This is a genomic window from Streptomyces sp. NPDC050448 (genome assembly GCF_040655295.1).
In the GTDB taxonomy this organism is placed as follows: Bacteria; Actinomycetota; Actinomycetes; order Streptomycetales; family Streptomycetaceae; genus Streptomyces.
On sequence record NZ_JBFAJR010000007.1, the window covers coordinates 33681 to 49317 of the forward strand.

At 72.4% G+C, this 15637-nt stretch carries 15 protein-coding genes and 1 pseudogene; 5 read left to right on the plus strand and 11 right to left on the minus strand.

Annotated elements, in window-relative coordinates; translation table 11 throughout:
* Positions 1-69: 69 nt before the first annotated feature.
* Together AB0I68_RS11305 and AB0I68_RS11310 are read right to left on the minus strand one after the other, a co-directional pair.
* Positions 70-1443, minus strand: a complete 1374-nt coding sequence (locus AB0I68_RS11305) for a carotenoid oxygenase family protein (protein WP_363176990.1) — start codon at positions 1441-1443, stop codon at positions 70-72.
* Positions 1440-2063, minus strand: coding sequence for a TetR/AcrR family transcriptional regulator (locus AB0I68_RS11310; protein ID WP_363176991.1), 624 nt, complete (start codon positions 2061-2063; stop codon positions 1440-1442). The genes AB0I68_RS11305 and AB0I68_RS11310 overlap by 4 nt, the downstream gene beginning before the upstream one ends.
* 498 nt (positions 2064-2561) lie before the next feature.
* On the opposite strand from AB0I68_RS11310, the gene AB0I68_RS11315 reads away from it, so the two are divergent.
* A complete protein-coding gene (locus AB0I68_RS11315) occupies positions 2562-3059 on the plus strand; it encodes a DUF4232 domain-containing protein (protein WP_363176992.1) in 498 nt (165 codons plus the stop codon).
* A 94-nt stretch (positions 3060-3153) separates the two neighbouring features.
* Here AB0I68_RS11315 and AB0I68_RS11320 read toward each other — a convergent pair.
* A pseudogene (locus AB0I68_RS11320) lies at positions 3154-3347 on the minus strand (MFS transporter); the annotation flags it as partial.
* Between the two features lie 202 nt (positions 3348-3549).
* Complete coding sequence (locus AB0I68_RS11325; RefSeq protein WP_363177169.1) at positions 3550-3777, minus strand: hypothetical protein; 228 nt, start codon at positions 3775-3777, stop codon at positions 3550-3552.
* A gap of 647 nt (positions 3778-4424) precedes the next feature.
* On the opposite strand from AB0I68_RS11325, the gene AB0I68_RS11330 reads away from it, so the two are divergent.
* Entirely contained in the window at positions 4425-4760 is a 336-nt protein-coding gene (locus AB0I68_RS11330; RefSeq protein ID WP_363176993.1) for a hypothetical protein, read from the plus strand.
* 167 nt (positions 4761-4927) lie between these two features.
* Here AB0I68_RS11330 and AB0I68_RS11335 read toward each other — a convergent pair whose 3' ends face one another.
* From AB0I68_RS11335 to AB0I68_RS11365, 7 genes are all read right to left on the minus strand, one after another.
* Positions 4928-5293, minus strand: a complete 366-nt coding sequence (locus AB0I68_RS11335) for a metalloregulator ArsR/SmtB family transcription factor (RefSeq protein ID WP_363176994.1) — start codon at positions 5291-5293, stop codon at positions 4928-4930.
* 187 nt (positions 5294-5480) lie between these two features.
* Complete coding sequence (locus tag AB0I68_RS11340; RefSeq protein WP_363176995.1) at positions 5481-5855, minus strand: hypothetical protein; 375 nt, start codon at positions 5853-5855, stop codon at positions 5481-5483.
* A gap of 474 nt (positions 5856-6329) precedes the next feature.
* Positions 6330-8858, minus strand: coding sequence for an aldehyde dehydrogenase family protein (locus AB0I68_RS11345; RefSeq protein ID WP_363176996.1), 2529 nt, complete (start codon positions 8856-8858; stop codon positions 6330-6332).
* A complete protein-coding gene (locus AB0I68_RS11350) occupies positions 8855-10012 on the minus strand; it encodes an acyl-protein synthase (RefSeq protein ID WP_363176997.1) in 1158 nt (385 codons plus the stop codon). The genes AB0I68_RS11345 and AB0I68_RS11350 overlap by 4 nt, the downstream gene beginning before the upstream one ends.
* Entirely contained in the window at positions 10009-11145 is a 1137-nt protein-coding gene (locus AB0I68_RS11355) for a GNAT family N-acetyltransferase (protein ID WP_363176998.1), read from the minus strand. The genes AB0I68_RS11350 and AB0I68_RS11355 overlap by 4 nt, the downstream gene beginning before the upstream one ends.
* Positions 11142-12518 carry an MFS transporter gene (locus AB0I68_RS11360; protein ID WP_363176999.1) on the minus strand — a complete coding sequence of 459 codons (1377 nt, stop codon included), beginning with the start codon at positions 12516-12518 and terminating at the stop codon, positions 11142-11144. The genes AB0I68_RS11355 and AB0I68_RS11360 overlap by 4 nt, the downstream gene beginning before the upstream one ends.
* The gene (locus AB0I68_RS11365) at positions 12515-13783 is read right to left on the minus strand and encodes an AMP-binding protein (protein WP_363177000.1); all 1269 of its coding nucleotides are present in this window, start codon (positions 13781-13783) and stop codon (positions 12515-12517) included. The genes AB0I68_RS11360 and AB0I68_RS11365 overlap by 4 nt, the downstream gene beginning before the upstream one ends.
* 567 nt (positions 13784-14350) lie before the next feature.
* Here AB0I68_RS11365 and AB0I68_RS11370 point away from each other — a divergent pair.
* The 3 genes from AB0I68_RS11370 to AB0I68_RS11380 all read left to right on the plus strand — a co-directional run bounded on the left by AB0I68_RS11370 (position 14351) and on the right by AB0I68_RS11380 (position 15594).
* Positions 14351-14722, plus strand: a complete 372-nt coding sequence (locus AB0I68_RS11370; RefSeq protein ID WP_363177001.1) for an alpha/beta hydrolase — start codon at positions 14351-14353, stop codon at positions 14720-14722.
* A gap of 67 nt (positions 14723-14789) precedes the next feature.
* Complete coding sequence (locus AB0I68_RS11375) at positions 14790-15107, plus strand: hypothetical protein (RefSeq protein ID WP_363177002.1); 318 nt, start codon at positions 14790-14792, stop codon at positions 15105-15107.
* Positions 15108-15432: 325 nt separating this feature from the next.
* Entirely contained in the window at positions 15433-15594 is a 162-nt protein-coding gene (locus AB0I68_RS11380) for a hypothetical protein (protein WP_363177003.1), read from the plus strand.
* Positions 15595-15637 lie beyond the last annotated feature (43 nt).

Here is a 15637-nt window from a genome sequence, read left to right on the forward strand (position 1 = left end):
CCGCCGCCCGCACGTGCGCCGCGCGCCTGTGTGTGGTGCGGCTGTCGACCCCGGCCGGGAGGCATTCCGCTACGGACGCGGAGCCGACGGGTCACCGGGAACCCAGTTGCCGTGCAGCCCGAGCGGCACCCGAACGGGCAGATGGATACGGGCGACCGGCTCGCCGGCGAAGTCCTGGGCGGCCAGGATCACCAGGTCCGCCGCGCCGCGCTCGGGGTTGTGCACGTACGCCATCACGTATCCGTCGTCTTCGGCGACGGGCGACTCCGCGGGGACGAAGACACCCTCTCCGACGGCTCCGAACCGGCCGAACTCGTGCGCCTCGGTCGTGCCGCGCACCAAGTCGTGCTTGAGCAGCGCGCTGCTGAACCCGGTGCCCGGCCGCGGATCCGCGGGGGCGGCGGGCGGCGCGTAGAGCTCGACGGCGGCCGAGTACCCGTAGCGGTGAGGGCGTGCGACGCAGTAGGGGTGGACCCGGGGGAATTCCTGGGTGCGGTCGTCGAGCCGGTCCTCCCCCACTTTTCCGGCGGCAAGGTCAACCCGCCAGCGGTCCAGGGTGGGGCGGCTGCTGCCGAAGTCCCTGATGTTGAAGCCCTCGGGGTGCCGGACGATGTCGACGACGATGTCCGTGCCGTCCTCGTAGGCGTTCAGGGTGTGGCCCACCAGGCTCGGCGCAACCTCGAACCAACGCACCTCGCCGCCCGTGCGGGGCATGACGCCCACGCGCGCCTGGTGTGAGTCGTCCCAGACGAAGGGAACCCCGGTCGGCAGATGCGCGGCGCTGAACACCACAGGGGCGTCGAAGAGGATCACATGGTGCTCGGTCAGCGCGAAGTCGTGCATGTAGGGATTGCCGGGCGCGTGGATCAGCGTGGTCCGCACCACCGTGCCGGTCTCGTCCATCACGATGTGCTGGACGTGCTCCGAGCCGTAGAGGAAGGCGAGCGAGTGCAGTTCGCGGGTGTGCGGGTCGAAGACGGAGTGGGCGTTGGCGCTGTAGCCCTCGGGGGTCACTCCGAGGTCGCAAGGGCCAACCGTGTCGAGGTCGTAGGTGAGCTCGTAGGGGCGTATCCCGCCTTCCAACAGGGCGAAGGTGCGGCCCGCGAGCCCGGCGACCTGGACGTTCGGCGCCATGTCCAGGTGCTCGTCGAAGGGGGTCCCGCGTCGCGGTTCCCCGAGCCGGTCGGCGACCGGGCCGGAACGCACCCAGCGGTTGCGGTACCACTCGGCACGGCCGTCGCGGATGCGGACCCCGTGCACCATGCCGGCGCCGAGCGTCCAGATGTGGGCGGCGGGGTCCTCGATGCCGAGGGGGTTGGGGCCGATGCGCAGGTAGCGGCCGTTGAGGTGGGTCGGGATCCGGCCGGTGAAGGGCAGGTCTAACGCGGTGACCTCCTCGGTGACCGGAGCGAAGCTCCCCGACAGGTAGCGGTTGACCGTCATGTCAGTCCTTGTCCGTGCTCGGCGAGGAACGTATGTCCCACCGCCGTCATCAATGTGTCGAAGCGGCGACCTGCGGACTCCGGCGGGAAATGGCCTGCGAGCTCCAGGCTCACCGCCCCGTGTGCAGCCGCCCAGAACAGCTTGGAGATCTCGTATGCGTCTCCGGGCCGGAACACCCTGGAGTCGATGCACGCCTGGACGGCGGCCACGGAGGCGTCGAAGGCGGTCTCGGCCGCGTTCAGGGCTTCGATGCCCGGCCGGTAGCCGGGTATGGCCTGCTCGAACATCACGCGGTAGTAGGCCGGTTCGGCCAGGGCGTGCGCGCGGTAGGCGGCTCCGAGATCGTTGAGGTGGGCCAGCGGGGCCTCAGAACCGGCGACTTGCTGTTGCGCGCGCCGCAGCCGGGCGAACCCCTCCCGGTAGAGGGCGTCGGCCAGACCTTCCTTGCCGCCGAACATGGTGTACAGGACCTTGGTCGAGGCGCCGATCTCGGTGGCGATCCGACGCATCGTCAGGGCGGCCACTCCCTCCGCGGCCAGGAGGTCTATGGCGTGGTCGAGGATCGCGGTGCGCACGGCGGCTTGGCCGGCGTACTGGGCTTCCTGGTAGGGCGTGTTCACAGCAACACCGTATCTGATGGGTAACGCTGTTACCAGCCTTGTCGACTCGACTTCGGCACCAACCCCACTGGCTCGCCACCCCTCCGTCACTCGCGCCGGATGCGAGTGCGTGGACGTCCCGCAGGTCGTCCAGCCGCACGAGTGACGACAGCCGGTGGCGACGGTCCGCCGTCCGCTGACGTCACCGTCGTCTCCAAGCCGAGGCCCCTGGTCAGCAGCGACGGGGCGGTGCGGTGCGGTGCGCATCGTGCGCGCCGCCCCTTCGGCGTGAGCGCCGCCAACAGGTCGCGGGGACCGCCGGCCGCTAGAATGGTGCCATCAGGCCCGCACTTTTCAGTCGCAGGAGTGCACCGCCCAGCCGGGCATCCGCGAGAGTGCGAGCACCTCTCCCGCAGACGGCACACGCCGAGCCGCATACCGTCTCCCCCGGATCCCGTCACGCGGATCCTGCTACGCCGAATGCGGACAACCTCCTTCGCTGGCACAGGAGTCGGCATTATGATCAACGTCCTGACCCGGGCGGCGACCATCGCTTCCGCAGCCCTCCTCGCAACCACCGGCGCCGCGGTCGGCGCCGCCCAGGCATCCGCCCTGCCGAGGACCCCTACCTGCCATGTGGCCGACCTGGACCTGTCCATCGGCGAGCCGGACGGCGCCGCGGGGTCGCTCTACTACCCGATCCAGTTCACCAACACCTCGACCCATACCTGCGCGTTGCGCGGATACCCGGGCGTCAGTGTCGTGGACGTCCGGCATCGCCAGATCGGCACCTCCGCGGCGCGCACCGGCGAGCCGGTGGACACCGTCTCCGTCCAGCCCGACGAGACTGTGACCGCCATCTTGCGCACCAACAGCCGGGGTGTGGCGGCGGGCTGTCGGCAGACCTCGACGTACGTCAAGGTCTACCCGCCGAACAGCTTCGCGGCCGTGCAGATCCCCTACAACCTGCGGGTGTGCGGAGCCTTCGAGATCAGCCCGGTGCAAGCCGGCGACTGAGGTCCGTACGGGGCGGCTCCGCACCGCGCCCTCGGTGCACCGCGGACTCGCGCGTCAACACCCTCACAGGGCACGGCGGAGGCCGTCGCGGTCGGGCCGAGAACAGGTGGCCGACCGCGTCGGCCACCACCGTCGCCACCGGACCGGGGAGCCCGATCACCTGGCCGCCCAGCGGCGATCCGGTGATCGTGGCCGTCCGGGCCGTGGACTCGGATCGGGCGTTGGCTCGAGCAGGTCCTCGGCCGGAAGCAGCGTCTTCGGGTACGCGCCGGAGGCGGCGCGGAAGCTGGAGCGCAACGTCGCGGTGCGGCTGTTCACCCGCACCGCGCGCGGCGCCCCAGGACCCCCAGGGTGCGTGTCCCCGGCGGGGCGGCGGCCGGGCGGGTACAGCGTGGCGTCCCCGACGGCCTGGAGAACCGCCGCCGTGGTCGCCTGCGCCGGACAGCCCAAAGCGGCGGGCCGAGCCGCCCGGAGGGTTCCGGCCCGCCGCTCAGCCGTCTGCCAGCTGGGCCACCCAGCCGTACGGGAGCTCCGCGCCGTCGACCGTCACCGCTTCGACGGTTCGGGTCCTCGGGTCGATGTCGGCCTGCACACCCTCGCCCTCGTACCGCGGATAGCCGGAGGCCCCGAAGTCGCCGGTGGCCTGGACCAGTGCCGTGCGCAGCACACCACGGCGGGGGGAGCCGCCCCCGGGCTCGGTGAGCCCCGGGCGCAGGATGACGGTGTACTGGTCGGGAGCGGAGGCGGGTCCGGGCGCAGCGGAGGAGTTCATGCAGCCCAGGCTAGCCACCGACCGGGCGGCCGGCCGGGATCCCGCTGTCGTGGCCCGTCCGCGTCCGCGCCCTGAGGCCGGCCCGGGGCGTTCACCGTACGGCCGCCGGTGAAGAGCCGCCCGGGATGGTGATGCGGGGCGCGCCGCTGCCGTCCGCGGGGACGGTCCAGATGTCGCTCGCCCGGCCCTGCGCACCCGGCAGCGCGTAGGCGAGCGTGCCGTCGTCCGGCCAGGCCGCCTGTTCGTCGACGCTGCACGTCTCGGCGAGCGGGTCTCGCGCATGCCCCTCCCCCCGACCCCGTTATTGTGCGCGCCTCGCCACAGCCACACGGGTCGCGGGTCGCGCGGGCCACGGGCCGCCGTGCTGCATGACCCGGCCGGGTCAACCGTCCCCGGCCTTCCGGATCGGCGAGCGGCACCGGCCGCGGGGCGGCGGCCTTCCACGGGGGAGGGCGGTGGCGGCGCGTACGGGGCCGGCCGAAGTTGCGCGCTTTGGCGCCAGCGCCGAGGGTGATTGCCGTGTGGGTGTTGCCGAATCGGGCCGGCGCCGAACACCGGCCTCCGGGGCAGCGCCTCGTCCAAGAGGAGCGAACATGGCTGAACCGGCCAACGGAACCGCGTGCGAGTACAAGACGGAGCACTTCAAGGCCACGGAATACCGGACGGGCGACGGCAGACGCATGGTCAGGGTGAAGGGCGTGGCCGCCTGCCCCACTCCGGGCTTCCGGCTCGCGCTGGAGCTCGCCAGCCCGCCGGTCGTTCCGACACCGGAAGTGCTCCACCTCAACCTGCGGGAGCAGGACCCGACGGGCACGGTCGCCCAGGTCGTCACCGACACCGGCGTCGAGGGCGAGTTCGACGCGGGGGACGAGGTCGAGTGGGTGCTGATCCGGAACCTGGGCATCAATATCCGGGTCACCAGCGGATAGGCGTCGCAATCGGGTGGCGGCTCGGCCCCGGGGTGGCGGCTCGGCCCCGGCGTGGCGGCGCGACCCGCCCCGTTCCCACCGCGCCGCACCCCGTCCGGGAAGGATCTCCGCACCGGACCCGAGCGCGAGCTCCTCGACGGGCTCGGCCGACCGGCCGGAGCAGGAGCTCAGCGGCCGGAGCTCGGACCCGTTCGACCGGCATGGGGTTCCACCTGTCGCAGTTCGGCGAGGAGTTCGCTCTGGCCCGCCAGGAGTTCGGTCAGGATGCGGCGCGCCGCGCGCAGGAGATCGGCGACATCGCCCCCGGCGAGTGCGTAGTTGACGGTCGCTCCGTCGCGCGTGGAAATGACGATGCCGGAGCGGCGCAGGACCGCCAGTTGCTGGGACAGGTTGGACGGCTCGATGTCGATCTCGGCGAGGAGTTCGCGTACGGGCATCGGACCGCTCTGCAGGAGCTCCAGAACGCGGATCCGGACGGGGTGTCCGAGCATACGGAAGAACTCGGCTTTCGCCTGGTACAGGGGTACCTGCATGCCCACGAACGCTCCCGCCATTGCTTGGATCCGTACTTGCGGCTCCGGGGTCGGTGATCCGCCCCGCCGCCCGCCCCCATCATTCCGCCCGATGGGCCCACGCGCGCCCGTGCTTGACCAATTTCGGATGTGCCGGATTGAAAACTTCTTCAATTCGTGGGCATGCGTGGGCCCGAGAGAACCGCGGCTAGAGCTCCAGAGCGGATTCGATGCGCTTGAGCTGGTGCCGGGCCATGGCCAGATTGGAGTTGGCCTTGTTCAGCACGACGTACAGGAACAGTCCGCTGCTCCCCCGGCCCTTGAGGAGCCGGATCAGGTGGTACTGATTCCCGAGCGTGATCAGAAGGTCCTCGATCTCGTCGTCCAGGCCCAGCATTTCCATGGCGCGGACCTTGGCCCGGATCACGTCGGTGTTGCCTGCCGCGGCGACCGCCAGGTCGAGATCCTTGCTCCCACCGAGCGTTCCCAGGGCCATTCCGCTGGTGTAGTCGACCAGCGCGACTCCCAGGGTGCCCTCGATCGAGGTCATCGTCTCCTTCAACGAGACTTCCACATTTGCCATCGGCGCCCGCTCCTTCATCTCTCCGTCCACGGCCGGCGCCCGCTTCCGCTGCACACCGGACCTCTTGTGAGGCTGACGCTACTGAGCGTGCGCGGCAGCGTGAGGAGAATGAGAGATTTGACGGAAAACACCCCCTCACCCGTCTAAGATCCGCCCGGCACGCCCGGCCGTGCCCCCGTGCTCGCTCCGCAGCTCCCGGACCGGCGGACGTCGTGGCGGGCGATCGCGCCGTGCTCCGGAGCCACGCACAGGGCGCCGTCCGGGCCCGCGGTGATGCCCCTGCCCCCTCCCGAGGGGCCGCCGGCGGAGCCGGTCGCGGGGGTCACCGCGACGGCCCCGCCGTACCGCGAGCTCCTGCTGCTGCCGACCTCGCCGGACCGCACGCTGCCGTGCCGGACCGCCCGCGCCCCGGCTGCGGCGGCGCGGGCGGGGGCCTTCGGCTCCGCCTCTCCCGCTCCTGCGGACCGGTGGGGGCTACCGCCTCCGGTCCACCACGGCCAGCAGCTTCCCGCTCGTCGCCGTACGGGTCAGGGCGGCTCCGTCCACCGCCTCGACCGTGAAGTCGAGCAGCTTCTCCGCCACGGCCGACCGCACCTCGGGGTAGGCGGCCAGGAAGGCATCGCGCGCCCTGTCCGGATCCGGTGCGTGGGCGCTCTCCATCCGGAGGGTGAGGGCCTCGCGGGCGGCCCCGGCGGTCAGGACGGCCTGGAGCTCACCGGCGTACCGCAGGTGCTCCTCCGCGATGGCCACGAATCGGCGGTAGTTGAGGAAGTACGTCGCCACCCGCATCACCTCGCCCAGCCGGCCCAGCAGTTCGAAGCGCGGAGCGTGGCTGCCGCAGGGGCAGCGTCCGGGCAGGGCGCGTCCGAGGTCGCCGATGACGTACCGGTCGAGGTGCTGGCCCCGGCGGGCGCGGGTGGTGAAGACGAGCCGGCCGGTCTCCCCCGGCTCCACGGGGCGGTCCTCGTCGACGTCGACGATCTCCAGGGTGTGCAGGTCGGCGTGCAGGTGGTGGACGCTGCCGCCGCTCCGCGTGCACTGGTAGCCGAGGGGGCCGAGGTCGGTGCTGCCGTAGGTGATGGAGTGGATGACCTCGATGCCGTACGTCTCGGTGAGGGTGCGGCGCTGTTCCTCGGTGAAGTGCTCGCCGCCGTAGTAGATCTTGCGCAGGCCACCGTAGGAGCGCAGGAGGTCGGCTTCCTCGTGCAGGAGCTGCCAGAGGTAGGAGGGCATGCCGAAGAGGGTGTCGACCTCGTACGCGGCGATCATCTCGGCGGTGGCCCGGTGGTCGGAGCCCGCGGCCATCGGCATCTGGACGCCGCCCAGGCGCTCGAGGATCGAGAAGAAGCTGATGAACCCGCCGTACATGCCGCCGCAGTAGAAGAGGTTCGCCGTACGGTCGCGGGCCGGGTCGTAGCCGGCGGCGAGCAGGCCGCGGGCGGCGGCGTGCATCTGCGTGTCGTAGTCCTCGTACGTGAACAGCGACAGGGCGGGCGTACCGGTGCTGCCCCCGCTGCGGAAGTACAGCTCGGCGTCGCTCCGGTCGACGCCGCGGTTGAGGTCCTGGACGCCGGCCTTGTCCAGCAGCGGCCCGGTGACCTGCGGGAAGACCGCCGGGCGGGCGAGGTCGTCGAGGCAGGCGGTGGCGGCGAAGCGCTCGTCGGCCTGCACGGCGACGCGGCGGCTGTAGCGCTGGAGGGCGTAGACGCCGTCGTGCGGTTCACCGGCGTAGCCCGCCGTCATGGCGCCGACGGGGGTGACCCGGGTGGCGCCGGCGGCCAGGACCAGCGTGGAGAGCTCGGCGATGTCGGTGCGGCTGCCGGCGAGGCCCGCCGTCTGGAGGTAGCGGCGCATGGGGCGCAGCGTCGCGATGAGGTCCTTGCGGGGCAGCGGCTTGACCCAGACGCTGCGGTGCAGCGGGGAGGCGGTGAGGGCCGGTCGGGTGTCGGCCATGACGCGCCACGTGCCGTCGGGGGCGGCGAGGACGCGGGTGAGGCCCAGGTGCTCCTCGAGCCGGGCGAGGTGCTCGGTGGTGGTCAGCTCGGCGTACTCGGCCGGGTCGAGGTCGGCCTCCGCGGGCGCCGGCTGCGCGGCCAGGGCCGCGGCGAGGCGCTCGGCGAACGCGTGCAGTGCGTCGGTGTTCCCGGGCTCGGTGTCGAGGTAGACGACCTGGGGGCTGGAGCAGGCCTGCTGCTCGAAGAGGCAGATGTCCCGGGCCAGGCCGGTCAGCGTCGCCTCGTCGGTCCAGGCGTCCTGCGTGAGGTAGGCGAAGGAGATCTTGTGTCCCCACTCCACCAGGCGGCAGCCGGCCGGGACATGGGCGGCGACGCCCTCGACGGCGGCCTCGCCGCCCCAGACGGCGACGGCGTCGGCGGGGGCGCACATCAGGCGCAGCCACTCCTGGCGGGAGGAGGGGAAGCGCAGCACGATGATCCGCTCGGCGATGGCGCCGGTCGGGTCCTGCGCGGCGAGTTCGGCGAGGAGGTGCTGGGCCAGGAAGGTGTCGGCGCTGCTGGTCTTGAGGACGTTGACGTTCCCGGCGAGCAGTCCCTCGATCAGGCTGAGCGGGGCGACGGTGGCGGCGTTGCCGGGGGCTATGTGGGCGACCAGGCCGACGGGCGCCCAGGCCTCGTAGACCGTCTCCTTGGCGTCGGGGCGGTTCAGCCGCTGCGGGGCGGCGGCGCCCAGCTCGCGCCGGAGCTTGCGGGTGAGGCAGCTGCGGCCGAGGAAGTCGGCGAGTTCGGTGAGGAGTTCCTCTGCGTCCGCGTCGCCGGCCGCGCCGCTGCCCGCGGGCAGGTGCGGGGCCAGCCGCTCCCGTACGCGGTGGCCGGGGTCGCGCAGGGCGCGGGAGAGCGCGTCGCAGGCGGCCAGGACGGTCTCGGTGTCCAGCGGTGCGGCGAGAGCGGCCTCGACGGTGGCCGGCAGGGTGGCCAGGCGGCGGGCGGCCTCGTCGTCCCCGATGAAGGTGCCCTGCCAGTAGTGGTGGTTGATGGTGTCGGTCATGACATTCCCTTCATCAGTTCGGCGGCGGCCACGGCACAGCTGCGGTTGCGGCTGACGCCGGCGCGGCCGTGGATCGTGAACCACGGGGTGGTCAGCTCGCAGCCGCACTCCTCGCCCGGGTGGAGCGAGGCGAGGTCGCCCATGACGACGCTCTGCGCCGGTACGGAGGTGATGTACGGGGACACCAGGTGCAGGTAGCCGCGCTCGCCGTACGGGAGGGGTTCGAGGGTGCGGGTGGAGCGGATGAAGACGCGGGACCAGACGGGCGCGTGGAGGTTGTGGTGAGAACACTCGATGTACGGGATGCAGTGCTCGACCGAGCCGAAGGTGTCGCGGATCCGCTCGGAGGGGACGCCCAGCTGCTCGGTGACGCGGGCGTACAGCTCGTGCTTGCCGATCTGACGGTCGGTGTGGCCCTTCCAGCCGCCGCCGAGGATGATCAGGGAGCCTTCCGGCAGCCGGAGCGGCGCCACGCCCATCGCGCGCATCCGCTCCAGGGTGAACCAGAGGAAGGCCGGGAAGCCGAGGATGCGGACGGGGACGTCGTCCTCGGCGAAGCGGCGCAGGGCCGCGACGCAGCCGAAGGGGTCGAACTCGTGCCCGTTGCCGGTGTTGCGCAGGGCGTACTCGACCTGCCGGGCCGGGGCGAAGTCGCACAGGTAGTTGTCGGTGAACGAGGTGCCCAGGTTGAGATCGCGGGCGGGCTCGTAGCTGTAGAGCAGGTAGTTGACCGGCTCGTCCGGGGTGATCCAGCCGTTGTGGTCGAAGATGCGGGCGACCATGCGCTGGGCGGACCGGATGGTCCACTCGTCGAAGAACATCTGCGACTTCTGTCCGGTGGTGCCGGAGGAGGTGAGGTGGAGGTGGACCTCGTCCTCCGGTATGGACAGGACTTCGTGGCGCTTGAAGAAGTTCGCGTGCACCAGGGGCGCCTGGTACGGGGTGTCCGGGCGCTCCCCTTCGTACAGGCTGCGGAAGAACGGGGACCGTTCGCGGTGCCAGGCGTTGATCTCCGCCATGGCGGAGGTGAACAGCTCTTCCTCGGCGGGGCCGCAGGTGTAGGGCCCGGTCAGGTCGCAGAGCTGCTGCACCCGGCCGAGGGCCGCGGCGTCGGGGACGTCGACGGGGGCGAGATGGGGTTTCGAGGGGGTCATGAAGCAACCTCACGTACGGGCAGATGCGTCGACGCCCAGGCCGACACATAGGAATCGAGGAAGGGCTGGAGCGGCGGGTCGACGACCACGCCGCGGAAGTCGATGTGCTCGGTGGTCCGCGACATCACCACGTAGTCGTGGAAGCCGTCCCCGTCCCGGCGCATGGCCGGGTACAGGGCCCCGGCGATGAAGCCCTGGGCGGCGAAGGCGCAGAGGGCGGCGTGGTGTTCCAGGGGGACGAGCGCCTCCACGTAGCCGGCGCCGGCGCGGGTGAGGGTCCGGGTGACCGGCTCGAGCCAGCCGGCGGCGGCCGCCGGGTCCGGGTGGGCGGTGACCAGGGCGCAGTAGCCGCCGGTGCGGTTGAGGTAGGCGTACACCTCGAAACCGCCGTCGTCGGGGGTGAGGAGGATGTTGGGGGTGTGCAGCGGGTAGAACCAGCGGCCGGTGTCGGGGAAGTGCTCGTGGAACCGGCGGCGGACGAAGGCCGGCGCCTCGATCATCTCCAGCGGCCGCGCGGCGGGCCCGGCGGGCGCCGGCAGCGGCGGCGCGGGCCGGGCGTCCGCGTAGCTGATGCCGAGACTCGCCTCGGCGGTCCGCAGGAGCGGCACCAGGGAGGCGGGCACCTCGGCGACGGGCACCCGGCGGTCCAGCACCCCGGGTGAGTGACGCGCGTAGAGTGCGAGGCTCTCGCGGCTGCTGAGATCCACCGCGTTGGGCAGGATGCCCATGGGGCGGAAGCCGTTGCGGGCCACGACGCGTTGGGGTCCCGCGCTGACCGTACGGACGGTGGCGTACACCGAGTCGAGCTTCCCGGCATCGAGGGTTCCGGCGCACACGGCCTCGGTCAGCTGCCCGGCGAGCCCGGATCCGCGCTGGTCGGGGTGGACGGCGAGCCCTTCGAGGCGGCCGACGCGGCTGCCGGGTTCGCTGTGCACCGCGGCCGATCCGGCGAGGGCGCCGGTACGGGGGCAGCGGGCGACGAGCCAGAGCGTGTGCGGGTCCTGGATGAGCCGGGACATCTCGGCGGGGTCGGTGCCGAGGGCCGTGGGGTAGTGCGGCCCGTAGACGGCGTAGTAGAGCTGGCGGAGATCGGCTATGTCGGCCGGGGTGGCCTGCTCGATCGCGGCGGTCATCGCGCACCTCCGGCGGGGGTCTGGGCCGGCGCGGGCCCGGAAGGGTCCCCGGCGACGGCGCCGATGCCGTCCTCGGCCTCGTCCCGGGCCGCGGGACCGTTCTCGGCGGAGGGTCCGCCCGCCGGGCGGGAGTGTCCGGGCAGCAGGGCCAGGGCGAGGGCGGCGGGCACGAGTCCGGCGGCCTGGATCAGGCACAGCGTCTGGGCGGAGAGGTGGTCGCCCAGGAACCCGAAGAGCAGCGAGGCGACGGGGAAGGTCGCGCCGAGGACGGCCTGCATGACGGCGAAGAAGGCGGGCTTGTCGGCGGCCGGAACCAGCCGCTGGAACAGGGCCACGAAGCGGACCCCGATCACCCCGACGCACCAGCCGGTCACCAGCAGGGCCCCGGCGATGACGGGCCGTGCGGCGATCAGGCCGGGGACGGCGAGGGCGGCGGCCATCGCGCCCAGGCACGCGGTGCCGACCACGGCCGGCCGGCCGGGCACCCGTGCACCGGTGAAGGAGCCGATGAGCGTGCCCACGCCGAGCGACGCCTCCAGGAGGGCGACGGTGCCGCCGTCGCCGTGCAGCACCGAGGCGGTGTACAGCGGCATGACGACGAAGACGGCCGTGGTGAAGAGGTTGGCCGCGGTGAAGCAGAGCAGGATGCCGCGGACGTACGGCATGGCGCCCAGGATCTGACGCAGTGTCCGACGGGGCGCCTCCTCCTCGGCGGCGTCGGGGTGGGGGGCCGTATCGCCACCGGCACCGGCACCGGCGGTGCGGAAACGTACGGTCGTGATGAGCAGGGCGGCCGCGGCGTAGGCGCCGGCGCAGCCCACGGCGAGGCCGGCCACCCCGGCCGCGTCCACGACGAGGGCGCCGAGGAGGGCCCCGCCGAGGCTCGCCAGTGACTGGGTGGACAGCTCGAAGCCGGTCGCGGCCTCGATGTCCTCGTCGTCCACGAGCTCGGGCACGGAGGTGGTCAGGCACGGGTCGAAGAAGGCCTGGCACGTCGCCAGGGCCAGGGCCGCCGCGTAGGCCGCGGCGACCGGCAGGTCGCTCGCGCCGGCCCAGACGGCCAGCGCCGCAGCGGCCGCTCCCGCGCCGCCGGCGGCGGTGCGGAGCAGCGAGCGGTGGGCGAAGCGGGCGATGGCGCGGGCGACGAGCGGGGCGAGGACCACGGCGGGCAGTGTGCTGACGGCCATGAACAGCCCGGCCGCGGACCCGCCGTCGCCGGAGGTGGCGTAGCTGATGAGCCACCAGGAGATGCCCACCTGGAACATGCGGACGCCGGCCTGGGTGAGCACCTGGCCCAGCCAGACGGTCCCGAAGGCGCGGTTGCGCAGGACGAGGGGGAGCCGCCGGCCGGCGGCCTCTGCTGGGGAGGTCATGCGGTCGGCCTCTCGTCGATGACGCGAACGAGCTTGCCGGAGCGGGAGTTGACGACGAGGTCGCGGTGGCGGGCCCACTCGACGCGGAGCGGGTGCACGAATCCCGCGGCGACGCTGTCGGGGTAGAGCGGCCGGGCGGTGTTCAGCCCGGTGACGACCTCCTTGGCGAAGACCTCCAGGCCGGCGGGGTCCTGGCCGGGGGTGGTGGCCAGGCGCAGTACGAGGCCGTCGCGGCCCTCCCAGCGGCGGACGACGAGCTGCATGCCCGTGACGCGGCCCTCGGTGTCGGCCTCGGCGACGGCGTCCGTGACGTCCTGCCAGTACAGCGAGACGGGGCCGACGCGTACGCCTTCTTCGGCGCGGCCCAGGATGCGGAACGCGCCGCCTTCGGTGTCGGTCCACTCCGCGCGGTCGCCGGCGGGGTAGCGGATGACAGGCATGAGGCGGCGGAAGAGCTGGGTGACGACGACCCGCCCGGGCCGGCCCGCCTCGCGGATCGGTTCGCCGGTCGTCTCGTCGAGGATCTCGACCACGGTGTGCGGGGTGAACGCGCGGTGCGTGCGCGGGTCGGGGCCGGGTACCGGCCGGCCGAGGAGGCCGCCGTCGACGCTGGCGTAGCCGAGCGAACGGGGCGTGGCGTTGGGGAAGGCGGCCGAGAGGAGGCGGCGCTGGTCGGCGAAGAGGGCTTCGCCGCCGAAGAACAGGAGCTCGACGCCGGGCAGTTGGCGGCCCGCGGAGGTCAGGTGCTCGGCGAGGCGGCACAGCGTGGTGGGCGTGCCGGCGACGACGTGGGCGGCGAAGTCCTCGAGCGTGGCAACCGTCGACTCCAGCGGGGCGCCCCCGCCGACGGGCAGCCGGACGTTGGCGACGGGGGCATGCGCGAGCGAGTCCAGGATGAACAGGAAGCTGGCGTAGAGCTCACCGGCGTAGAAGAGGTCGGCCACTCTGTGCCCGGGCCGCAGGCCGGCGTCGACCATCCCGGCGCCGAAGGCGGTGACGAACTCCTGCCATTCCTCGCGGGTGTAGCAGGAGAACCGCGGCGTCCCCGTGGTGCCGCCCGTCTTGAACACGACGGCTTCACCGAGAGGGGCGGTCAGGACGCGGTTGCCGTGCAGGGTGTTGGCGGCCCAGAACGCGTCCTGATCCACGACGGGCAGGTCCGTGATCCGGCTCACGTGCGGCGGCAGGTCCGCGTAGAGGTCGGCATAGAAAGGGGAACAGTCGCGGGCGAAACGCACGAGGTCTGAAAACTGCTGGACGGGCATGCTGCCTTTACCTCGAAAGATGAAAGTTGAAATAGCGGGAGACAGGTGATGCGCCGGGGCGTGGCGGAACTCACACCACTCTCACCCGTTGATCAGTCAACAATGCGTATGTTGCGCACAGTTGACGAGCGGGGCCTCAACCTGATGTCTGTTCACATGATGAGACAAGAGGAACGCACCGCCAAATCGATCGAGGCCTGCCTCGGCCAAAAACGGCAGACTTCTGGCCTGCGGGGCCGAAACCGCGCCGGGGCGGGGAAAGAGGGAGGCGACCACAGGGCCGCCCATCAGCGCGTACGCCTCACCGGTCCGGCAACCACAAATGTCCGGAAACCCCGGGGTTTCTTCCGAAGGAAAACATCGGCATTCCCGATGAGGTCGTCCGACCGAATTGAATGGCGGGCCAGTCCAGCCGAACTCCCGGGCACAGCAAGGTAATTGACTGGCTCCGCCGCTCCGGCCGCCGGCAGTTCCACTCGAGGTGAAAACCCACCTGCCCGGTCGAGTTCCGCCGTATGCCGACGCGCGAACGCCGCCGGCCGGGCCGTGACACTCGGGATTGCCGCCGTGCACCGGCCCGCTCACCCCCGCCCCCGGCCCGGCGGTGAGGGCGGGCCCCAGACCCCGCTGGTCAGCGGCCGGGGCCCGCACCGCGCCCTCAAGGGCTCGTGGATGGTGTTCACACAGGGCGGTGAGGGCCATGGTGCGCACCTCTCCTTCGACGGTTCCTGCGCCAACGCACCGGTCAACGACGACCTGGCCGTCGGCAGGCTGCCGGCGCAGGACGTGACCTGCCGGGCGACGCCGGGCGGCGCCGAGCGCCGGGCGGAGATCGCCCCCGCAGTCGCCGCAGCGCTTCCCGGCCCTCACCGACGGGAAGCGCTGCCCCGGGACCCCCGGGACCGAGGAGGTGTTCGCCTTCCCCTCCCGGGCAGGTGAACGGCTCCTTCGGGGGTGAGGCAGCCGGCCGTGCGTGTCCGGCCGCCCCGGGATTCGTTGCGCAGGCATGACGACGACGCGCTCCACGCTCGGCACCACGGCGCGGCACCGGGCTGCGGATGACGGCGCCCGCCCCCTGTACGTCCCCCGGCAGCCGACCCACGCGGCCGCGGCCGCCCCGCTGTTCGAGCAACTCGCCCGGGAATGGGCGGCGCGCGGTGCCACCGTGCCGGGCCGGCCGGATCCGGCCTGGCGACGGCTGGTCTCCTGGGAGCACTTCGAACGCGAGACGGCGGCAACGGTCCGCGATCTGCACCTGCGCGGCCCGGAACCCACCCCGGAGCCCACCGCGCCGAGCAGCCAACCCCGCTGGAGGCGGGCATGAGCCCGGACCCGCCGGACCGGCCCTGCCGGTACTGCGGCGGTGGACCGTGATCTCGACGACCGGAAGGTCTGCTGACGGCTTGCGGCTGGTCGCGAACCAGCTGTCAGCGGGGCCGGGGCCGACGACGGTTCGGGCACGAGGTCATGCCCTCAACCGGCGCTCGGTCCGTGTCGGATCCGGCATGCCACGCGAGGCGGAGCTGCTCCGCGGTATCGGCGGCTTGGCGAACACCCTCCCGGTAGGCCGGTTCCCAGACCGTCCGGTCATTCAGGTCCGAGCCGAATGCGCGGATTGATGCCGGATCGGGATCGGTGGTCACCACTGCGTGCGCCCCGGCGACCGCCAGCTCCTGGTGGAGCAGCCCACGGGAAAACAGGTGCGCCTGCGGGTCGGTCACGACAAGTGTTCGGGCTCCGGCCGCGAGTCCGGCGACGGCCGCCGCACCTACCGCGCCCTGGACCGCTTCTGCGAACTCCTCCGGCAGTGAAGAAGACAGCGGAACCCGTTGCGGCCGAGGACGGCCATGGACG

Coding starts and splice junctions, on each gene's coding strand:
- AB0I68_RS11315 (WP_363176992.1), top strand. CDS start 2,562: ATGATCAACGTCCTGACCCGGGCGGCGACCATCGCTTCCGCAGCCCTC.
- AB0I68_RS11345 (WP_363176996.1), bottom strand. CDS start 8,858: ATGACCGACACCATCAACCACCACTACTGGCAGGGCACCTTCATCGGG.
- AB0I68_RS11355 (WP_363176998.1), bottom strand. CDS start 11,145: ATGACCGCCGCGATCGAGCAGGCCACCCCGGCCGACATAGCCGATCTC.
- AB0I68_RS11365 (WP_363177000.1), bottom strand. CDS start 13,783: ATGCCCGTCCAGCAGTTTTCAGACCTCGTGCGTTTCGCCCGCGACTGT.
- AB0I68_RS11340 (WP_363176995.1), bottom strand. CDS start 5,855: ATGGCAAATGTGGAAGTCTCGTTGAAGGAGACGATGACCTCGATCGAG.
- AB0I68_RS11350 (WP_363176997.1), bottom strand. CDS start 10,012: ATGACCCCCTCGAAACCCCATCTCGCCCCCGTCGACGTCCCCGACGCC.
- AB0I68_RS11330 (WP_363176993.1), top strand. CDS start 4,425: ATGGCTGAACCGGCCAACGGAACCGCGTGCGAGTACAAGACGGAGCAC.
- AB0I68_RS11305 (WP_363176990.1), bottom strand. CDS start 1,443: ATGACGGTCAACCGCTACCTGTCGGGGAGCTTCGCTCCGGTCACCGAG.
- AB0I68_RS11375 (WP_363177002.1), top strand. CDS start 14,790: ATGACGACGACGCGCTCCACGCTCGGCACCACGGCGCGGCACCGGGCT.
- AB0I68_RS11360 (WP_363176999.1), bottom strand. CDS start 12,518: ATGACCTCCCCAGCAGAGGCCGCCGGCCGGCGGCTCCCCCTCGTCCTG.
- AB0I68_RS11335 (WP_363176994.1), bottom strand. CDS start 5,293: ATGCAGGTACCCCTGTACCAGGCGAAAGCCGAGTTCTTCCGTATGCTC.